This window comes from bacterium, assembly GCA_035945995.1.
Taxonomy (GTDB): Bacteria; Sysuimicrobiota; Sysuimicrobiia; order Sysuimicrobiales; family Segetimicrobiaceae; genus DASSJF01.
Genome location: DASYZR010000108.1, coordinates 17,178 through 34,689 on the forward strand (window position 1 = coordinate 17,178; position 17,512 = coordinate 34,689).

The following is a 17,512-nucleotide window of genomic DNA, read 5'->3' on the forward strand; positions in this document are numbered from 1 at the left end:
TAGGCGCATAGATCGTTAATGCGTGCGCTCAGCGTAAGCGACAACCAGGGGGCAGGTCACCGGGGGAAGTACGTGTCTTTGGCCGCGCCGGTACCTGTCTTTGGCGGGCACGTACTAGGCGGGAAAGACCCGGGGGGGTTACCTGATCAGGCCGACGGGATGCGGAGTCCTCGTTCAACGGCCCAGGCGGCGATCTGGGCGCGAGAGTTGAAGCCAAGTTTATTGAGGATGCTCTGCACGTGGCCCTCGGCCGTGCGCTCGGCGATCACCAGACGAGACGCGATCTCACGATTGGACAGGCCCTGAGCGACGAGCGCCGCCACCTCACACTCTCGCGCCGTGAGGGGGGTCGTCGGCGAGGCCGACCGGCGGATGGTGGCGGACGTGGCTGCAAGCGCCATGGCTTCCTCGACGGCTTCGTCGGACGTCATGGCGCGGCCGCTGTCCCAGGCTGAGGAGAATTTTTGGTCTCCAAGCCGTGCGCGCATGGATGCCACCGTGTGTTCGAAGTCCATCTGCTCGGCCGGCTCGAGGTGTGCTCCCTTGGCCGTGAGGAGCGCGCCGACCGCTCCGAGCAACCGTGCGATTCTCTCCGGCGGCACATCTCCCACCCAAGCGGCGGCCAGGCCGGCCACGGCCATCATCACGTTGGTCGAGGCTCTGAGATCAGATGTCAGGATCAGGCTTTGCCGGAACAGGTCGCGCGCCTCGTCGGTTTGGTTTTGGCGGAGCCGGATGTACGCCAGGTTATGGAGGACGTGTGCCTTGCCCCGATCATCGCCGATCTCGCCGTACAGCGCCAGCGCCTGTTGGGTCAAGGCAGCCGCTCGCCCATAGTCCCGCTGCATCCGGGCCAGCTCTCCAAGGCAATCGACGGAGTTCGCGATCCCGCGCCGGTTCCCAGCCTCCTGGTACAGCGCCACGCTGCGCTCCATCATCTCCGTCGCTCGAGCAAAGGCGCCTTCAGCCTGCCTGACATGCGCAAGAAAGTGGAGAGCCAGTGCGCTCGCAGACGCGTCGCTGTGCGCCTCGGCGATCGACAGCCCTTCTGAGCAGAGCACAAAGACTTGTTGGTAGTCTCCCTGACGATAGGCCAGGATGCCGGCACTGGTGAGGGCCCGCGATCGCAGCGCGGGGGGCGCCTGTCCTCCGGCCGCGATCATGCCCTCCAACCACGCTCGTCCTTCGGCGAAATACGCACGAATCTCCCAGAATCGCCGCAGCGTCACGGCCAGCCGCAGCCCGCGCTCTCCTCCATCGTCCAGCCCTCGGGAGTGCTCCAAGGCGGTCCGCAGGTTGTCGTGTTCCGTCTCCAACCGGTCCAACCACGCCTTCTGCTCCGGCCCGTCGAGCCCGTCGCCGGCGCGTTCCGCGAGGGCCAAGTACCAATCTCGGTGCCGGCCGCGAACCGATTCCGCCGTTCCGGCTTCGTGCAGCCGTTCCCGGCCGTACTGCCGCACCGTCTCCAATAACCCGTACCGCGCTTCCCCGCCCTGTATCTCGGCGAGCACCAGCGACTTGTCGACGAGGGACGTCAGGAGGTCCAGGATCTCCGGCGCCTCCAGTCCGTCTCCGGCGCACACCGCTTCCGCCGCTTCCAGCGTCCACCCGCCGGCAAATACCGACAACCGGGCGAGCAGGACCCGCTCGCGCTCGGTGAGGAGGTCGTAGCTCCAATCCATCGCCGCCCGCAGCGTCCGCTGGCGCGGAAGCACCGTCGGGCTGCCCCCCGTCAGCAACCGGAACCGATCGTCCAGGCGCGCGGCGATCTGCTCTACCGAGAGCGCCCGCGCGCGCGCCGCCGCGAGCTCGAGCGCCAGGGGAATCCCATCCAGCCGACGGCACGCCTCCGCGATCACGCGGGCGTTGTCGCGGGTGACCTGGAAGCCGGACCGGACCGCCGCGGCGCGCTCGGCAAAGAGACGCACCGCTTCAAACTGCATCATGCGGTCGTGGGGTGGCAGGTGCACGGGGTCCGGCGCTGACAGCGACGGTACGCGCCAGATCGTTTCCCCGGCCACGCCCAGCGCCTCCCGGCTCGTTGCCAGGATGCGCACCCCGGGACACCTGCGCAGCAGAGCATCGGCCAAGCCGGTACAGGCCGTCAAGAGGTGCTCGCAGTTATCAAGGACGACGAGCAGTGACTTCTGCCGCAGCGCGTCCATGAGCGTGTCGACGAGAGTTCGGCCGGATTGTTCGGGCACGCGGAGCACCGCGGCCGCGGCGTGGGGGACGAGGGTGGGGTCGGAGAGGGCGGCAAGTTCGACGACCCAGACGCCGTCGTGGAGTTCCCCGAGGAACCCGCGGGCAACCTCGAGGGCCAGCCTGGACTTGCCACAGCCTCCTGCGCCGGTCAGCGTGAGCAGACGCCGGTCCAACAGCAGTCGCGTCACTTCGGCGGTCTCGCGCTCACGCCCGATGAAGCTCGTCAGCGCGACCGGCAGGTTGCTCGGAACGTCGTCGAGCGATTTCAACGGCGGGAACGAGAGGGCCAACCCGGCGGCCACCACCTGGAAGAGCCGCAGGGGTTGCGTGAGATCCTTGAGCCGGTGCTCGCCGAGGTCGCGGAAGCTCACTCCCTCGGGCGGATCCTTGGCCACGAGGGCGTGGGTGGAATCGGAGACGAGAATCTGGCCTCCGTGCCCGGCGGCACAGATGCGGGCCGCACGGTGCACGTCCAGGCCGGCGTATCCCTCGGGTCCCTGAACCGGCTCGCCGGTGTGCAGGCCCATCCGGACGCGGAGCGTGGCGCCCTCAGGCCAGGCGTGCGCCATGAGCGTCCGCTGCGCGGCGATCGCGGTGGCGACGGCATCTCTGGCAGAAGCGAACGCTACCAGGAAGGCGTCCCCCTGCGTGTCGACCTCGCGGCCATTCCCCGCGGCGAACGCGTCGCGCAGCAGGCGCCGATGCTCCGCCAGGATATCCGCGTACCGCCGGTCGCCAAGACGCTGCAGCAGCGCCGTGGACGCCTCGAGGTCCGTGACGACGAGCGTGACGGTCCCCGCAGGCGGCGTGGCCATACGCTCAGCCGCGTTCCGCCGCCGGGAGATCGTTACTCGGCGAGACAACGTGTACCCCGTGCGCGACTGCCCAGGCCGCAATCTGAGTCCGTGCGGTGAACCCCAACTTATTGAGGATGCTCTGCACGTGTCCCTCGGCCGTCCGCTCCGCGACGACGAGGCGGGCGGCGATTTCGCGGTTCGTCAGCCCCTGCGCGACGAGCCGTGCGACCTCTCGTTCGCGCGCGGTCAAGACACCCTGACGCCCGCCGGGCCCGGGAGACGCGGGGGTGTCCGGCGCCAACGCGTAATCGATGGCTTGGTCCGGCTCCATCGCCCGCCCCTGGGCCCATGTAGCCGCGAGGACTGTCTCGTCCAGGTTCGCCCGCAGCAGGGCGACATGGCCGTCATGCTCAGGACGCTGGGCGGGGGGCAAGGCGGTGTGAATGGCCTCCCGCAATGCTTCCGCCGCGCCGAAGAGCCGCGCGGCCGGAATACCACCCGTCCCAATCTGAGCAGCGACGAGGCGATGGCGCCGGACCCGCGCAACGCACGGGCCAGTGTCAGACTCTCCTCAAGCAGCGCGATCGCCCGCACGGCGTCGCCACGCGCCGCTGTTGCCAGTCCGAGCCCCGAGAGGGGCCCCGGAACTTCTAAAGTATCGCCGATCTTGCGGAAGAGCGCGACGCTTTCCTCGTAGAGCGACGCGGCCCGGTCGTAGTCCCCTTGTCTGATTGCCACGCCGGCCCAACAGTCCAGGGTGAAGGCGCATCCCCACTTGTCTCCGGTCTCCCGGAAGAGCGTCAGGCTGTCCTGAAACATGCGTGCGGCTACCGCGAAATCGTCGTGCACACGCGCGATATGGGCCAGATGGTGTAGCGTGAACGCGGTACCGTAGGTATCGTCCAGTTGCCGGAACATTTCGAGGCTCTGTTCAAGTCTGGCTTGGGCGTGTTCATAGTCTCCTAGTTTTTCCGCTAACGCCCCGGCTCCGCATAGCACACGGGCACGGACCGAGGCCGGGACCGCGCCGGCCCGAGACGTCATTTTCTCGAGCCAGTCCCGGCCCTCGCTGACGTATCCTCGCAACAGCCAGAACCGCGTCAACGCCCAGGCCAGCAGCGCCCCCGCCTCGGCGCCACCCTCGTCGATCGTGCACCATTCCAGCGCGGCCCGCAGGTTGTCGTGTTCCGCCTCCAGCCGTTGCAACCACATGGCTTGCTCCGGTCCCCTGAGGGCCGGATCGGCGTGCTGCGCCACGTCCAAACACCAGTCTCGGTGCCGCCGGCGAGTCGAATCCGTCGTTCCAGTCTCGTCCAACCGCTCCCGAGCATACTGCCGCACCGTCTCCAGAAGCCGGTACCGGGCCGCACCGTCTCCAGAAGCCGGTACCGGGCCGCGGCGTCGCGGGTCTCCGCGATCACCAGCGACTTATCGACAAGCTGCGCAAGGAGTTCCAGAATCTCTGAGGCGGCGATCTCGCCTTCCGCGCACACCGCTTCGGCTGCTTCGAGCGTCCACCCGCCGGCAAAGACGGACAGCCGCGGCAGGAGGGCGCGTTCCGTTTCCGACAGCAGGTCGTAGCTCCAGTCCATCGCCGCCCGCAGCGTCCGCTGGCGGGGAACCGTTGTCCGGCCCCCGCCCGTGAGGAGCCGGAATCGATCGCCGAGGCGCGAGGCAATCTGCTCAACCGTGAGTGCGTTCACCCGGGCGGCGGCCAGCTCGATCGCCAGCGGCATCCCGTCCAGACGCCGGCATGCCCGCGCGAGCGCCGGCGCGTTCGTGACTGTGATTCGAAAGCCCGGCTGCGCGGAGGCGGCCCGATCAACAAAGAGCCTTATGGCCTCATACGTTGTCAGCCGGTCCGCGGGGAGGACCGTGGACGCATCGGGCATGGAGAGCGGAGGCACGCGCCAGATCGTTTCGCCCGGGACCCCCAAGGGCTCCCGGCTCGTCGAGAGGATTCTGACCTGGGGACACGCGCGTAGGAGGGTATTTGCCAGTTCGGCGCAGCCGGTCAGCAGGTGCTCGCAGTTGTCCAGCACGAGTAGCAGCGATGTGGCGCGGAGGGCGTCGACGAGCGTGTCACCGACGGCGCGCCCCGGTTGCTCGGGCACACCGAGTACCGCGGCGACGGGGTGAGGGAGAAGGCTGGAGTCGGAGAGCGACGCGAGTTCCACTACCCAGACGCCGTCGCGGAACGTAGTGAGGACGCGGGCCGCCACTTCAATCCCCAGCCGCGACTTGCCGCAGCCTCCGGCTCCGGTAAGCGTGAGCAGGCGCGTACCAGACAACAAGCGGCGCAGTTCCGCAATCTCACGCTCGCGTCCGACGAAACTCGTGAGCGGAGTCGGCAAGTTGTTGGGTATGGCGTCCCTTGTGTCGGCCATTGGTGGATCTCCGTACACTGCGTGGACGCGACAACCGGCGCTTCGCCTGTGAGACGACGACGTTCGGTGTAGTCTCGCCGGTCTCCTTGACAACGTCTACCCGGCTCTGGTACAGTCACTTGACAAGTCCCCATATACAGGCGATGAGGAGGACGGGCCGCGGGTTCCCGGATCCGAGAGAGCTGGGTCAGGTGAAAACCAGCATCCGGAGCCGCGACCGCTCACTTCCGAGCCGCGGAACCAAAGGCACGCCGCTCGCCCCGCGTAGACGGGGCCGGGCGCGCGCCGAGTAGCATCCGCCGGACCCCGCCGTAACCGGGAAGAGGGCCGTCCGCGCCGCAACGCCGGACGGAACTAAGGTGGTACCGCGGGAAGCCCCGTCCTTAGATGGCTTTCCGCGGTTTCGTATTTTTTGCCGGATCGAGCGGGAGAGGAGCGAGGGGCATGACACGTCAGGCGACGTCCACGGTGAAGCCGGGTCCGCCGGCTACGGTGAAGCGCATGCTGGGGTCGCAGGCCCTGATCGAGTGCCTGCACCGGGCCGGCGTCGAGGTGATCTTCGGCCACCCGGGCGGCGCGGCGCTGCCCCTGTACGACGCGCTCTACGACGCCCGCGAGATCCGTCACGTCCTCGTGCGGCACGAGCAGGTCGCGGCGCACGCGGCGACCGGATACCACCGCGTCACGGGCAAGGTCGGCGTGTGCATGGCGACCTCCGGGCCGGGTGCGACCAACCTCGTCACCGGCATCACCGACGCGATGATGGACTCGGCCGGCATCGTGGCGATCACCGGACAGGTCAGCACGCTCGCGATCGGCCGCGACGCGTTTCAGGAGGCGGACGTGACCGGCATTACGATGCCGGTCACCAAGCACAACGGCGTGGTGCAGCGCTCCGCGGACCTGCCGCGCCTCGTGCTCCAGGCGTTCCTCATCGCGGGCAGCGGCCGGCCGGGCCCCGTGCTGGTCGATATCCCGCGCGATATCGCCGCGGCCGATTTCGAGTTCGAATTCCCGGAACAGGTGACCCTGCGCAGCGGGAAGGTCCCGCCGTCCGTGCCGAGCCCGAATCAGATCGCCGCGGCCGCAGCACTCCTCTCAGGGGCCTCGCGCCCGGTCATTTACGCCGGCGGGGGCGTGATCACGGCCAACGGCGCCGCCGAGCTGGCGGCCCTCGCCCGCAAGACGCGGATCCCGGTCACGACCACGCTCATGGGCAAGGGCGCGTTCCCGGAAACCGACCCGCTGTCGCTCGGCATGCTCGGCATGCACGGCACGGCGTACGCCAACCATGCGATCAACGCCGCGGACGTCATCCTCGCCGTCGGCGTCCGGTTCGACGACCGCGTGACCGGCCGCGTGGCGGACTTCGCGCCGCACGCCAAGTTCATCCACATCGACGTCGATCCGGCCGAGATCGGCAAGATCAAGCCGGCCCACGTGCCGATCGTCGGCGACGCGCGGGAATCGCTGCGCGTGCTCGCCGGGCAAGTGAAGCCGCCTGCCGGCGACGCGTGGCTCGCGCAGCTTGCCGAATGGAAGGCGCGTTATCCGCTGCGGTACCGGCAAGAGGGCGACGTGGTCAAGCCGCAGTTCGCGATCGAGGAGATCTATAAGATCACCGAGGGGAAGGCGATCGTCGCGACCGACGTCGGCCAGCACCAGATGTGGGCTGCGCAATTCTACCTCACGACGGCGCCGCGGACGTGGGTCAGCTCCGGCGGTCTCGGGACGATGGGGTTCGGGTTCCCGGCGGCGCTCGGCGCCCAGATCGGCCGCCCGGATGCGCTCGTGTGCGCGATCGTCGGCGACGGCGGCTTCCAGATGACGATGCAGGACCTGGCGACCGCGGTGGAGTGGGGCCTGCCGATCAAGATCTACATCATCAACAACGGCTCGCTGGGCATGGTCCGGCAGTGGCAGCAGCTCTTCTACCGCGAGCGCTATTCGCACGTCTTTCTGCGCAACCCGGACTTCGCCAAGGTCGCGGAGGCGTTCGGCTGCGAGGGCATCACCGTCCGGCGCCCGGAGGAGGTGGCGCCGGCCGTGCGGCGGTCGCTCGAGGTCACGGACCGGCCGTGCGTCGTCGACATGCTCTGCGACCCCAACGAGAACTGCTACCCGATGATACCGTCCGGCCAGTCGATCCACGAGATGATCGTCGAAGATGACCGTCTCCGCGATTGAGGCGCTCGAAGCCGTCCCGCGCCACGCGCGGCCGATGAAGCACACCATCTCGGTGCTCGTGGACAACGCGCCGGGCGTCCTGATGAAGGTCGCGGGCCTGTTCCGGCGCCGGGGCTACAACATTCACAGCCTCGCCGTGGGGGTGACCGAGCAGGCGACGGTGTCGCGGATGATCATCGTTGTCGAGGGCGAGCCGGAAATCCTGGAGCAGATCATCAAGCAGCTGAACAAGCTGATCGAGGTCATCAAGGTCAACGACGTCACCGGCTTCAACACCGTCGACCGGGAACTGGCGCTGATCAAACTCAACGCGACGCCGACCACCCGCATGGAGATCATGGAGATCAGCAACGTCTTCCGGGCGAGCGTCGTCGACCTGACCGAAAAGACGATGACGCTCGAGGTGACGGGGCGGTCCGACAAGATCGACGCGATTCTGTCGCTGCTCACCAAGTACGGCGTGCGCGAGATGGTCCGCACCGGCCAGGTCACGCTGGTGCGCGGCACCCAACCGACGTAGGGAGAGAGGGGCCGATCGATGCCGGCCAAGGTGTATTACGAGCAGGACGCCAACCTCAACGTGCTTCGCGGCAAGCGGGTGGCGGTGATCGGGTACGGCAGCCAGGGCCACGCCCAGGCCCAGAACCTCAACGACAGCGGCGTGGCGGTGGTCGTGGGGCTCTACAAGGGCAGCCCGTCCTGGCCGCAGGCAGAAGCGGACGGCCTGGAGGTCGCGACAGTCTCGCAGGCCGCCGCGCAGGCTGACATCGTGCAGATCCTCATTCCGGACGAGATCCAATCGCGCGTCTACCGGGAGGAGATCGCCCCGCATCTCACCGCCGGCAAGGCGGTGGGGTTGTCGCACGGGTTCAGCATTCACTTCCATCAGATCGTCCCGCCGGCCGACGTGGACGTGTTCATGATCGCACCGAAGAGCCCCGGGCACCTGCTGCGGCGGATGTACGTCGAGGGCAAGGGCGTGCCGTCGCTGCTGGCGGTGCACCAGGACCACACCGGCAAGGCGCGGGCGATCGCCCTGGCCTATGCGCACGGCATCGGCAGCCTCCGCGCCGGTGTGATCGAGACGACGTTCCGCGAGGAAACCGAGAGCGATCTGTTCGGCGAGCAGACCGTGCTGTGCGGCGGCATCTCGGAGCTGATCAAAGCGGGTTACGAAACGCTGGTCGATGCGGGCTACGCGCCCGAGATCGCGTACTTCGAGTGCCTGCACGAGATGAAGCTCATCGTGGACCTGATCTACGAGGGCGGCCTGGGTCTGATGCGCTACTCGGTGAGCAACACCGCGAAGTTCGGCGATTTCACGCGGGGCCGGCGGATCATCACCGACGAGACGCGGGCGGAGATGCGGCGGATCCTGGCGGAGATCCAGAGCGGCAGCTTCGCGAAGGAGTGGATCCTCGAAAACCAGGCCGGCCGCCCGGTGTTCAACGCGCGGTACCGTCAGGAAGCGGACCACCGGATCGAGGAGATCGGGCGGCAGCTGCGCGCCATGATGCCGTGGCTGAAGCGTGACGCCGCCGTTCGCCCCGCGCGAGACGGGGCGCCCAAAGCCGAGCCCCGCAAAACCGAGGCCCGGGCGAAGCGATAGACGGCGGCCCCCCCCGCATACGCGGGGCAGGCCCGCATACGCGGGGGCAGGAAAGGATGGAGACGGCGATGAGCGAGATGATCCGGATCTTCGACACGACGCTGCGGGACGGGGAGCAGTCGCCCGGCTTCACGATGAACACGCAGGAGAAACTGGAAGTCGCGCGGGCGCTGGCCGCCCTCCGGGTGGACGTGATCGAGGCCGGGTTCCCGGCGAGCTCGCCGGGGGATCTCGAAGGCGTGCAGCTGATCGCGCGGGAGGTGCGCGGCCCCATCATCGCCGGGTTGGCGCGCGCCAACCGGGGGGACGTGGAGGCGGCCATCGACGGCGTCCGGGAAGCGGAGCGGCCGCGGATCCATACGTTCATTGCCACCTCGCCGATCCACATGGAGCACAAGCTTCGGATGACGCCCGACGAGGTGTACGAGGCGGCGGTCGGGGCGGTCCGGCTGGCCCGCCGGTCGGTGGAGGACGTCGAGTTCTCCGCGGAGGATGCGAGCCGGTCCGATCCCGAGTTCCTGGTCCGCGTGTTCGAGGGCGCAATCGACGCCGGCGCCACGACGATCAACGTACCGGACACCACGGGATACGCGACGCCCGAAGAGTACGCGGCGCTGCTGCAGTTCTGCATCGAGCGGACCAAGGGGGCCCACCGCGCCGTCTGGAGCGTGCATTGTCACGACGACCTTGGGCTCGCGGTCGCCAATTCGCTGGCCGCGCTGCGCGTCGGCGTGCGCCAGATCGAAGGGACCATCAACGGGATCGGCGAGCGCGCCGGCAACGCGGCGCTCGAGGAGATCGTCATGGCGCTGCACACGCGGCGGGGCCACTATGGGTTCGAGACCGGCGTCGACACGACCAAGATCTATCGCACGAGCCGGCTCATCAGCGCGATCGCCGGCGTGCCGGTGCAGCCCAACAAGGCGATCGTCGGCGACAATGCCTTCGCGCACGAAGCGGGGATCCATCAGCACGGCGTGCTCATGAACCGTGAAACGTACGAGATCATGACCCCGCAGACGATCGGCATTCCGAGCAACAAGCTCGTGCTCGGCAAGCACTCCGGGCGGCACGCGTTCAAGAAGATGCTGGCGGACAACGGCCTCGGCCTAAGCGACGCCGAGGTGGAGCGCGCCTTCGTCGAGTTCAAGGTGCTCTGCGACAAGAAGAAGCAGGTCTCGATCGAGGACATCTTGTCCCTCGTCGAGAGCGACGTCCAGGGCGCCCCGCAGACCTACGGGCTGCGCGCCTTCCACGTGTCGACGAGCAGCACGCTGCCGCCGATGGCCTCCGTCACGCTGGCGCGGGGCCGGGAGCTGTTCACCGAGGAGGCGAGCGGGGACGGGCCGGTCGACGCGATCTACAACGCCGTCAACAAGATCGTCGGCCTCTCGCCGACGCTCGCCGACTACGCGATCAAGGCCGTGAGCGGCGGGACGGACGCCATGGGCGAAGCCACGGTGAAGGTGCGGGACGGCGACGGCCTGTTCGTCGGGCGGGGGACGAGCACCGACGTCCTGGAGGCCAGCGCCAAAGCCTATCTCGCCGCGATCAACAAGCTCATTTACGAGCGCCAGCACTGGATGAGCAATACCTACGGGTAGACGGCGATGCCGAACGCCGGGCGCATCGCGCTCTACGATACCACGCTGCGGGACGGCACCCAGGGCGCCGGCATCACGCTGTCCGCGGACGACAAGCTCCGGATCGCCGAGCACCTCGACGCCTTTGGGGTGGACTACATCGAGGGCGGCTGGCCGGGCAGCAACCCGAAAGACATGGAGTTCTTCGAGCGCGCCCGCGGACGGGCGTGGCGGCACGCGCGTCTGACGGCGTTCGGCAGCACGCGCCGCCCCGGGACTTACGCCGAGCATGACGAGAACCTCAACCTGCTCCTCGCCGCGGGGACGCCGGCCGCGGCGCTGTTCGGGAAGTCGTGGGACCTGCACGTACGCGAGGCGCTCCGGACGACGCCCGAGGAGAACCTCGCCATGATCGAGGAGTCCGTCCGGTTCCTCCGCTCGCGCGGCATCGAGGTCGTCTACGACGCGGAGCATTTCTTCGACGGCTGGAGGGCCAACCCCGACTACGCGCTCGCTACGCTCCGCGCCGCCGAGCGCGCGGGGGCGTCCGTGGTGGTCCTGTGCGACACGAACGGCGGCCGCCTGCCGCGCGAGATCCAGGCCGGCGTCGCCGCGGCCCGCCGCGCGGTCGAGGGACCGCTCGGCATCCACGCGCACAACGACGGCGAGCTCGGCGTCGCCAATACCCTCGTGGCCGTGGACGCGGGGTGCGTGCACGTGCAGGGCACGATCAACGGCATCGGGGAGCGCTGCGGCAACGCGAACCTCGTCTCGATCATCCCCAACCTGCAGCTCAAGATGGGGTACCGCTGCGTGGCCGAGGACCAGATTGTGCGGCTCGGGGAGGTCTCGCGCTACGTCGCCGAACTGGCGAACATGGCCGCCGACGAGTACCAGCCGTTTGTGGGGATGAACGCGTTCGCGCACAAAGGCGGCGTGCACGTCAGCGCGGTGATGGCCCACCCGCCGACCTACGAGCACATCGCCCCGGAGGCCGTGGGGAACGCGCGGCGCGTCGTCGTGAGCGACCTGTCGGGCCGCGCCAACGTCCTGTATAAAGCGAAGGAGATGGGCATCGACCTGTCGCGCGACCGGCCCGAGATCCGCGAGATCCTGGCCGAGCTGAAGCGGCTCGAACACGAGGGGTACCAGTTCGAGGCGGCGGAGGCGTCGTTCGAGCTGCTGATGCGCCGGATCATGGGGCAGCACCGGCCGTCGTTTGCGCTGCTCGGCCTGCGCGTTACGGTCGAAAAGCGCGGCGGCGTCTGCGCGGCGGAGGCGACCATCAGGGTGGCGGTGGACGGCCAGGAAGAGCACACCGCGGCGGAGGGTGACGGCCCGGTGCACGCGCTCGACCGGGCGCTGCGCAAGGCCCTGGGCCGGTTCTATCCCGCGATCCAGCGCGTGCGCCTGACCGACTACAAGGTGCGCGTCCTGAACGCGGATGCCGCCACCGCCGCCCGCGTCCGGGTCCTCATCCAGTCGACCGACGGGGTCCGGACCTGGGGCACGGTCGGCGTCTCGGAGAACGTCGTCGAGGCCTCGTGGCAAGCGCTGGTCGACAGCCTCGAGTTCGTGTTGCTGCGCGAGCCCGGCGCGCACGGCGTGGGGTCGGCGGCGGGGACGGCTGGCGAGAGCATGCCTTCGTGACCGCGCGGGCCATGCAGGTCGCGGTCGTCCCCGGCGACGGGATAGGTCGCGAAGTCATCGCCGAGGCCGTTCGGGTCCTGCGGGAAACCGGCCGCCGGTTCGAGATCACGCTGTCATTCGAGCAGGGCATCGCCGGCGGCGCGGCGATCGATGCGCGCGGCACGCCGATTCCGGACGAGACGATCGCGCTGTGCGCCCGCTCCGACGCCATCCTGCTCGGCGCCTGCGGCGGTCCCAAATGGGACCGGGGACCGCGCCACCTGCGCCCGGAGCAGGCGTTGTTCACCTTGCGGCGGCGGTTCGGCCTGTACGCGAACTTGAGACCGGCCGTGGTGCGCGGCCCGCTCGTGGGAGCGTCGCCGCTCCGCCGCGAGCTCGTCGAGGGTCTGGACCTCCTCATCATCCGGGAGTTGACCGGGGGCTTGTATTTCGGCCCGCAGTCGCGCGCCGGCGAGGGCGAGGAGCTCACCGCGCAGGACACGCTGCCGTACTCCGCCGGGGAGATCCGCCGCGTCGTGCGGGCGGCGTGCCGGATCGCCCGCACACGCCCCCGGCGCAAGGTGACTTCCGTCGACAAGGCCAACGTGCTGGAAACCTCGCGGCTCTGGCGGGACGTCGCGACGGAGGTCGGCCGCGAGTTTCCGGACGTCGCCCTGGACCACATGCTGGTCGACAACTGCGCGATGCAATTGGTGCGCGACCCGCGGCAGTTCGACGTCGTCGTCACGGACAACATGTTCGGCGACATCCTGAGCGACGAGGCCGCCGGCGTGATGGGGTCGCTCGGGCTCATGCCGTCGGCGAGCCTCGGCGACGCGCCGCCGGGGCTGTTCGAGCCCGTTCACGGCACCGCGCCCGACATCGCCGACCGCGGCATCGCCAATCCGCTCGCGGCGATCCTGACCGGTGCGCTGTTGCTCCGGTACGGCGCCGAACACGAAGCCGCGGCGTCGGCGATCGAGACGGCCGTGATCAAGGCGCTCGAAGACGGCTGCCGGACGGCCGACATGGCCGGGAGCGGCCCGGCGCTCGGGACGGCCGCGATGACCGACGCCGTCCTCGCGCGCCTCTCCTGAACGCGCGCACATCCCGGTTCACCCCGGAGGGCCGGCCGTGCTCGAGCTGCGACCCAATTGTGAATGCTGCGGGAAGGACCTGCCGCCGTCGGCTCCCGACGCGATGATTTGCTCGTTCGAATGCACGTTCTGTCGCGAGTGCGCGGAACACACCCTCGCGGGCCGGTGTCCGAATTGCGGAGGGAATCTCGTCCCGCGCCCGATCCGCCCCGCCGCCAAGACGGCGGAGTACCCGGCGTCGACCGTGCGTGTCGTCAAACCGCAGGGGTGCCGGCAGGCGGCCACGGCCGGCTAGAGCCGGCCGGCCGGGCGTTTCGGTAGTGGCGGCGTGAAGGCCGTCACTATCGAGAACAGAGCCTCCGGATCGTCTATACTAAAGGTGGGTAGTCGCCGTCGGTGAGGACCCGATCGCAACAACGGCGGCGCCGGGCCGGCCGCAAACGCGAACAAAGCCCCGTGGAACGAGGGGAACCAGCATGCGGAGATGGTGGCAGACCCTCCCGGGCATATTGAAGGCGGCAGCCACCCTGATCACGGCCGTAACGGGCCTTATCGTTGGCTTGCATCAAGCCGGGATGTTTCCGGGCGGCGGAGGTGGTTCGGGAACGCCGCGGGCGGGTTCAACAGTTCCCGCTGCCCCCGACTCAACCACGACCCCCGCTCCCCCCGTGATCTCCGCCTCGTCTGCGCGGTACGCCGTCACGTTTCCGGCGGGAGCCGAAGCGACCGCCGGGGCGGGAGCTTACAAGATCTTGCAGGCCCGCGTGGCCCCCCGGTCGTTCGATCAGGTCACCGTGACATTCAAGGTCCGCGTCACGGGTGTGCGATACCCCGGCCTGAACTTTTTCGGAAATGATTTCCGCCTGATTGTGGATGACGTGCCGCGCGAGCCCGAGGACGCTCCGAACCTTATTGTCGGTCTGCAGAGTTCCAAAGAGGGAGATGTGGTATTCGTGATCGACGCCGCCGCCAAGCATTTGGTGCTTCAGGTGGGCGAGGTCGGACATGAGACGTCCCCGATCCCCCTGGCGCTCACACAGGCGAAACCATAGCGTGCTTGGCGCCTGACGCCGCGTCGAGCGTACGTGGGGGGGCGTCACCCGCAACCGGCGTTTCGGTAGTGTCCTAAAAATTAGGACACTACCCGGCGTTTCGCTTCGCTTGCATTTGCCCGTGCGGCGGGCCTACAATCGTGTCGTGCGCACGGATTTCGCCTCTTGACGATGGCCGCCGCCGCCGCGATCGCCCTGGGCTACGGGCTGGCGACGCTCGCCGTCGCGGGCCGCGGCCGGTTTTGGCGCCCGTGGCTGCTCGTGGCCTTCGCGGCCGGCGGCATCGCATTCCCGCTCACGGTCTTCCTTACAGCGTCCATCCAGTTCTTGCTGTCCACCGCCTTCGGGTGGGGTCCCGACGCGATCGCGATGACGTTTGGCGCGGGAATCGTCGGCGTCCTCGTGACCGCGGCCGTCAACGAGGTGTTCACCCTGGCCGCGGCGTTGCTCGTGTGGACGTGGTCACGCGAGCACAGCGCGGTGCGCGTCGGCGCAGCGGCGGGAGCCGGGTTCGCGGCGGTCGGCGCGTACCAGGTCATTCATCTGGCGCTGATGGCGCGCGCGCTGCCGATCAGTTCGGCCTCGACGTTCCTGGTTTCCCTGATTCAGCAACTGGCGTTCGTCGCCGTGAACAGTGCATCGACCGCGCTGGCGGCGTTCGGCATGATGCGGCGGCGCGCCGGTGTGTATCTCTGCACCGCGATCTTCGTCCAGACCGTCTTTCTCGCCTTCGGCCTGCTGTATGAGCTGCGCGCATACTCCAATCTGGTCTGGACCGTTCTCGACGTCATCGTCGTCGCCGCGCTGGTCGCCGGAGTGCTGGTCCTCGACCGGCGGGACCCGGAGGACGCCGCGCTCGCTTCCGCAGCCTGACGAGACCGCCGCCCGCACGCGGGCCGCGGACGGGTGGCGCGCCCTTCGTGCGTTTTTTGCGGAGGGCGCACGCCATCTGCCGGACGCGATTGCCGCGTTCGAGGACGCCGAGCGGTGGCTGCGCCGGGCCGGGCCCGATTCCACCGGTGCATCGGTCGCGGATCGCGAGGCGGTGCTGCTCGGGCTCTCCATTGCGCTGCGCCTGCGGCGCGGGGCCGACGACGTCCGGCGGGCGATCGTGCTCGTGCAGGAACTGTTAAACATCGTGCGCCGCCGGTCGGGGGAAGCGGCCGCGGTGCCGTTGCGCGCGTATCTCGAGGACGCGTACCGCGATCTGGCGGAGGCGACGGAGGGCGACGAGGCGGTGCGCGCCGCCGAGGAGGGGATCGAGGCGTGCGACCGGACGCTGGCGCTCGCCCGGCGGTTTCACCTGGACGACGACGTTCCCCACGCGCGAGCCGTGAAGGCGCTGCTGCTTCGGCGGCTCGGCGCCGTGCGGCCGGGGGCCGATGTCCGGTCCCTGTCTCGAGAGGCCGACCGGCTTACCGCGGCCGCCTTCTCGGGGTGGCCGGCGCGGGATGCGGAGGGACTGGCGGCGTTCCAGGCGGACGTGGCGATGGCGCTCGTGGCCGGGGAGCCGCCTCGAAGGGCGGCGATCGACCGGGCCGACGACCTGCTGCGCCGGACTGCACGGGCCGTGCCCGCCGGGAACCGATACCTCGCCGCGCGGGTGGCCCGGGCGCGCGCCCGCGTGGCCATCGCGGCCGGCCGGCCCGACGCGCTCGAAGCGGTCGCCGAGGCGGCCGCCGCGCTGCGCGATCTCGGCCTGGCCGGCGAGGCGGAGGAGGTGGAGCACTGGCTCTGACCGAACTCCGCCCGCAGTTTCACGCATCAGCGCATCAGAGAACACGGGCGCATGGGGAAGAGCGCATGAACGATCGCGGGCGAGGCCGCCGGCGCGAACGCGCGGTGGTGAACCCCAAGCTGCGGGGCCGGGACACCGACGCCCTCTTTCGGGCGGTGCTGCAGCTCCGCACCGCCGACGAGTGCTACCGGTTCTTCGAAGATCTCTGCACCATCGGGGAGTTGAAGGCGCTGGCGCAGCGGTTCGCCGTGGCGCGGATGCTCGCCGACGGCCGGACGTACGAGCAGGTCGCCGAGGGGACCGGCGCCTCGTCGGCCACGATCAGCCGCGTCAGCCGGTTCCTGACGTACGGCGCGGACGGCTACGCGCTCGTGCTGGACCGGCTCCGGCGGCACGGCCGCACCGCCGGGCATCGTGAAGCCTAGCCGTCGGCTGTTCCTCGCGGCGGTCGCCGCGGCGTTCTGGGTCGCGGCTGCCGGGTTCTCCGTCGCGCGGGCGGACACGCTCGACGATCGCGTCTACGCCGTGGCGAGGCAACTCATGTGCCCGGTCTGCGCGGGACAAACCGTCGCGGAGAGCGACTCCGCGGTGGCCCGCGACATGCGCGACGTCATCCGCGCGAAGCTCCAGGCCGGCGAAACACCGGCCGCCATCCTGAAATTCTTCGTCGGCCAGTTCGGCGAAGGGGTGCTCGCCGAGCCGCCCCGCCGCGGGCTTTCGCTGCTCTTGTATCTCGGTCCGCCGGCCGGGGTGGTCGCGGGGCTGGCGATCGCGGTTCTGTGCATTCGCTGGTGGACGGTGCGCGCCGGAGCGCCGTCGGGCGGGCCGCCGGCCTCCGGCGGGGAGACGCCCGGGACGGTCGCGGACGGTGCCGATCCCGGCGGCGGTCTCCGGCCCGGGCCGGAGCAGCCTCCGGCCGACTGGGAGCTCGCCCGGCTCGCCCGCGAACTCGAGGCCCGCGACCGCCTTTAACGCACCCTGGCGCCGCGCGGGCATCCGGGCGCGATGTTCTGGTTCATACGGAACAGATTGCCGGGATCGGACCGGCGCTTGAGCTCCACAAGCCGGGCGTAATTCGCCGGCGCCGCGTGATGCCTCAAAACTAAGTGTTACCGAAGAGTCGAGTGATGCCTCAAAGGGGTGTTACCGAGAGACGGCGCTCTGTCCTGTTTCGTCTCGTCGAGTGCCCGGCCGGTCGGCAAGCGTCCAGAGGCGCTGCAGCCGCTCC

At 69.3% G+C, this 17,512-nt stretch carries 14 protein-coding genes and 2 pseudogenes; 12 read left to right on the forward strand and 4 right to left on the reverse strand.

Features of this window, described 5'->3' with window-relative positions; genetic code table 11:
- Nucleotides 1–146: 146 nt before the first annotated feature.
- From VGZ23_11870 to VGZ23_11880, 3 genes are all read right to left on the reverse strand, one after another.
- On the reverse strand, nt 147–3,020 hold the full coding sequence (locus VGZ23_11870) for a LuxR C-terminal-related transcriptional regulator (protein ID HEV2358290.1): 2,874 nt from the start codon (nt 3,018–3,020) through the stop codon (nt 147–149).
- A gap of 4 nt (nt 3,021–3,024) precedes the next feature.
- Nucleotides 3,025–3,435 (reverse strand): helix-turn-helix transcriptional regulator, encoded by a 411-nt coding sequence (locus VGZ23_11875; GenBank protein ID HEV2358291.1) that lies wholly within the window; start codon nt 3,433–3,435, stop codon nt 3,025–3,027.
- A 667-nt stretch (nt 3,436–4,102) separates the two neighbouring features.
- Complete coding sequence (locus VGZ23_11880; GenBank protein HEV2358292.1) at nt 4,103–5,389, reverse strand: hypothetical protein; 1,287 nt, start codon at nt 5,387–5,389, stop codon at nt 4,103–4,105.
- Between the two features lie 444 nt (nt 5,390–5,833).
- On the opposite strand from VGZ23_11880, the gene ilvB reads away from it, so the two are divergent.
- The 12 genes and pseudogenes from ilvB to VGZ23_11940 all read left to right on the forward strand — a co-directional run bounded on the left by ilvB (nt 5,834) and on the right by VGZ23_11940 (nt 17,256).
- Nucleotides 5,834–7,576 (forward strand): biosynthetic-type acetolactate synthase large subunit, encoded by a 1,743-nt coding sequence (gene ilvB, locus VGZ23_11885; GenBank protein ID HEV2358293.1) that lies wholly within the window; start codon nt 5,834–5,836, stop codon nt 7,574–7,576.
- A 34-nt stretch (nt 7,577–7,610) separates the two neighbouring features.
- Nucleotides 7,611–8,096: an acetolactate synthase small subunit gene (ilvN, locus tag VGZ23_11890; protein HEV2358294.1), complete on the forward strand. Its 486-nt coding sequence runs from the start codon at nt 7,611–7,613 to the stop codon at nt 8,094–8,096.
- A gap of 18 nt (nt 8,097–8,114) precedes the next feature.
- Nucleotides 8,115–9,101: pseudogene (gene ilvC / locus VGZ23_11895) on the forward strand (ketol-acid reductoisomerase).
- 152 nt (nt 9,102–9,253) lie between these two features.
- Nucleotides 9,254–10,789 (forward strand): 2-isopropylmalate synthase, encoded by a 1,536-nt coding sequence (locus VGZ23_11900; GenBank protein ID HEV2358295.1) that lies wholly within the window; start codon nt 9,254–9,256, stop codon nt 10,787–10,789.
- A gap of 6 nt (nt 10,790–10,795) precedes the next feature.
- On the forward strand, nt 10,796–12,418 hold the full coding sequence (gene cimA / locus VGZ23_11905) for a citramalate synthase (protein ID HEV2358296.1): 1,623 nt from the start codon (nt 10,796–10,798) through the stop codon (nt 12,416–12,418).
- Between the two features lie 11 nt (nt 12,419–12,429).
- Nucleotides 12,430–13,494, forward strand: a complete 1,065-nt coding sequence (gene leuB, locus VGZ23_11910; protein ID HEV2358297.1) for a 3-isopropylmalate dehydrogenase — start codon at nt 12,430–12,432, stop codon at nt 13,492–13,494.
- A gap of 37 nt (nt 13,495–13,531) precedes the next feature.
- Nucleotides 13,532–13,789, forward strand: coding sequence for a DUF1272 domain-containing protein (locus VGZ23_11915; protein ID HEV2358298.1), 258 nt, complete (start codon nt 13,532–13,534; stop codon nt 13,787–13,789).
- A 457-nt stretch (nt 13,790–14,246) separates the two neighbouring features.
- Complete coding sequence (locus VGZ23_11920; protein ID HEV2358299.1) at nt 14,247–14,546, forward strand: hypothetical protein; 300 nt, start codon at nt 14,247–14,249, stop codon at nt 14,544–14,546.
- A 165-nt stretch (nt 14,547–14,711) separates the two neighbouring features.
- Nucleotides 14,712–15,419, forward strand: a complete 708-nt coding sequence (locus tag VGZ23_11925; protein ID HEV2358300.1) for a hypothetical protein — start codon at nt 14,712–14,714, stop codon at nt 15,417–15,419.
- A 172-nt stretch (nt 15,420–15,591) separates the two neighbouring features.
- Nucleotides 15,592–16,284, forward strand: a complete 693-nt coding sequence (locus VGZ23_11930; protein HEV2358301.1) for a hypothetical protein — start codon at nt 15,592–15,594, stop codon at nt 16,282–16,284.
- 65 nt (nt 16,285–16,349) lie between these two features.
- The gene (locus tag VGZ23_11935) at nt 16,350–16,709 is read left to right on the forward strand and encodes a YerC/YecD family TrpR-related protein (protein ID HEV2358302.1); all 360 of its coding nucleotides are present in this window, start codon (nt 16,350–16,352) and stop codon (nt 16,707–16,709) included.
- Complete coding sequence (locus VGZ23_11940) at nt 16,699–17,256, forward strand: cytochrome c-type biogenesis protein CcmH (GenBank protein HEV2358303.1); 558 nt, start codon at nt 16,699–16,701, stop codon at nt 17,254–17,256. Before VGZ23_11935 ends, VGZ23_11940 begins: the two co-directional genes overlap by 11 nt.
- Here VGZ23_11940 and VGZ23_11945 read toward each other — a convergent pair.
- Nucleotides 17,253–17,363 (reverse strand): annotated as a pseudogene (locus VGZ23_11945) (BBE domain-containing protein). The gene VGZ23_11940 and the pseudogene VGZ23_11945 overlap by 4 nt on opposite strands.
- Nucleotides 17,364–17,512: the final 149 nt, after the last annotated feature.

Coding starts and splice junctions, on each gene's coding strand:
- VGZ23_11870 (HEV2358290.1), bottom strand. CDS start 3,020: ATGGCCACGCCGCCTGCGGGGACCGTCACGCTCGTCGTCACGGACCTC.
- VGZ23_11880 (HEV2358292.1), bottom strand. CDS start 5,389: ATGGCCGACACAAGGGACGCCATACCCAACAACTTGCCGACTCCGCTC.
- ilvB (HEV2358293.1), top strand. CDS start 5,834: ATGACACGTCAGGCGACGTCCACGGTGAAGCCGGGTCCGCCGGCTACG.
- ilvN (HEV2358294.1), top strand. CDS start 7,611: ATGAAGCACACCATCTCGGTGCTCGTGGACAACGCGCCGGGCGTCCTG.
- VGZ23_11900 (HEV2358295.1), top strand. CDS start 9,254: ATGAGCGAGATGATCCGGATCTTCGACACGACGCTGCGGGACGGGGAG.
- cimA (HEV2358296.1), top strand. CDS start 10,796: ATGCCGAACGCCGGGCGCATCGCGCTCTACGATACCACGCTGCGGGAC.
- leuB (HEV2358297.1), top strand. CDS start 12,430: ATGCAGGTCGCGGTCGTCCCCGGCGACGGGATAGGTCGCGAAGTCATC.
- VGZ23_11935 (HEV2358302.1), top strand. CDS start 16,350: ATGAACGATCGCGGGCGAGGCCGCCGGCGCGAACGCGCGGTGGTGAAC.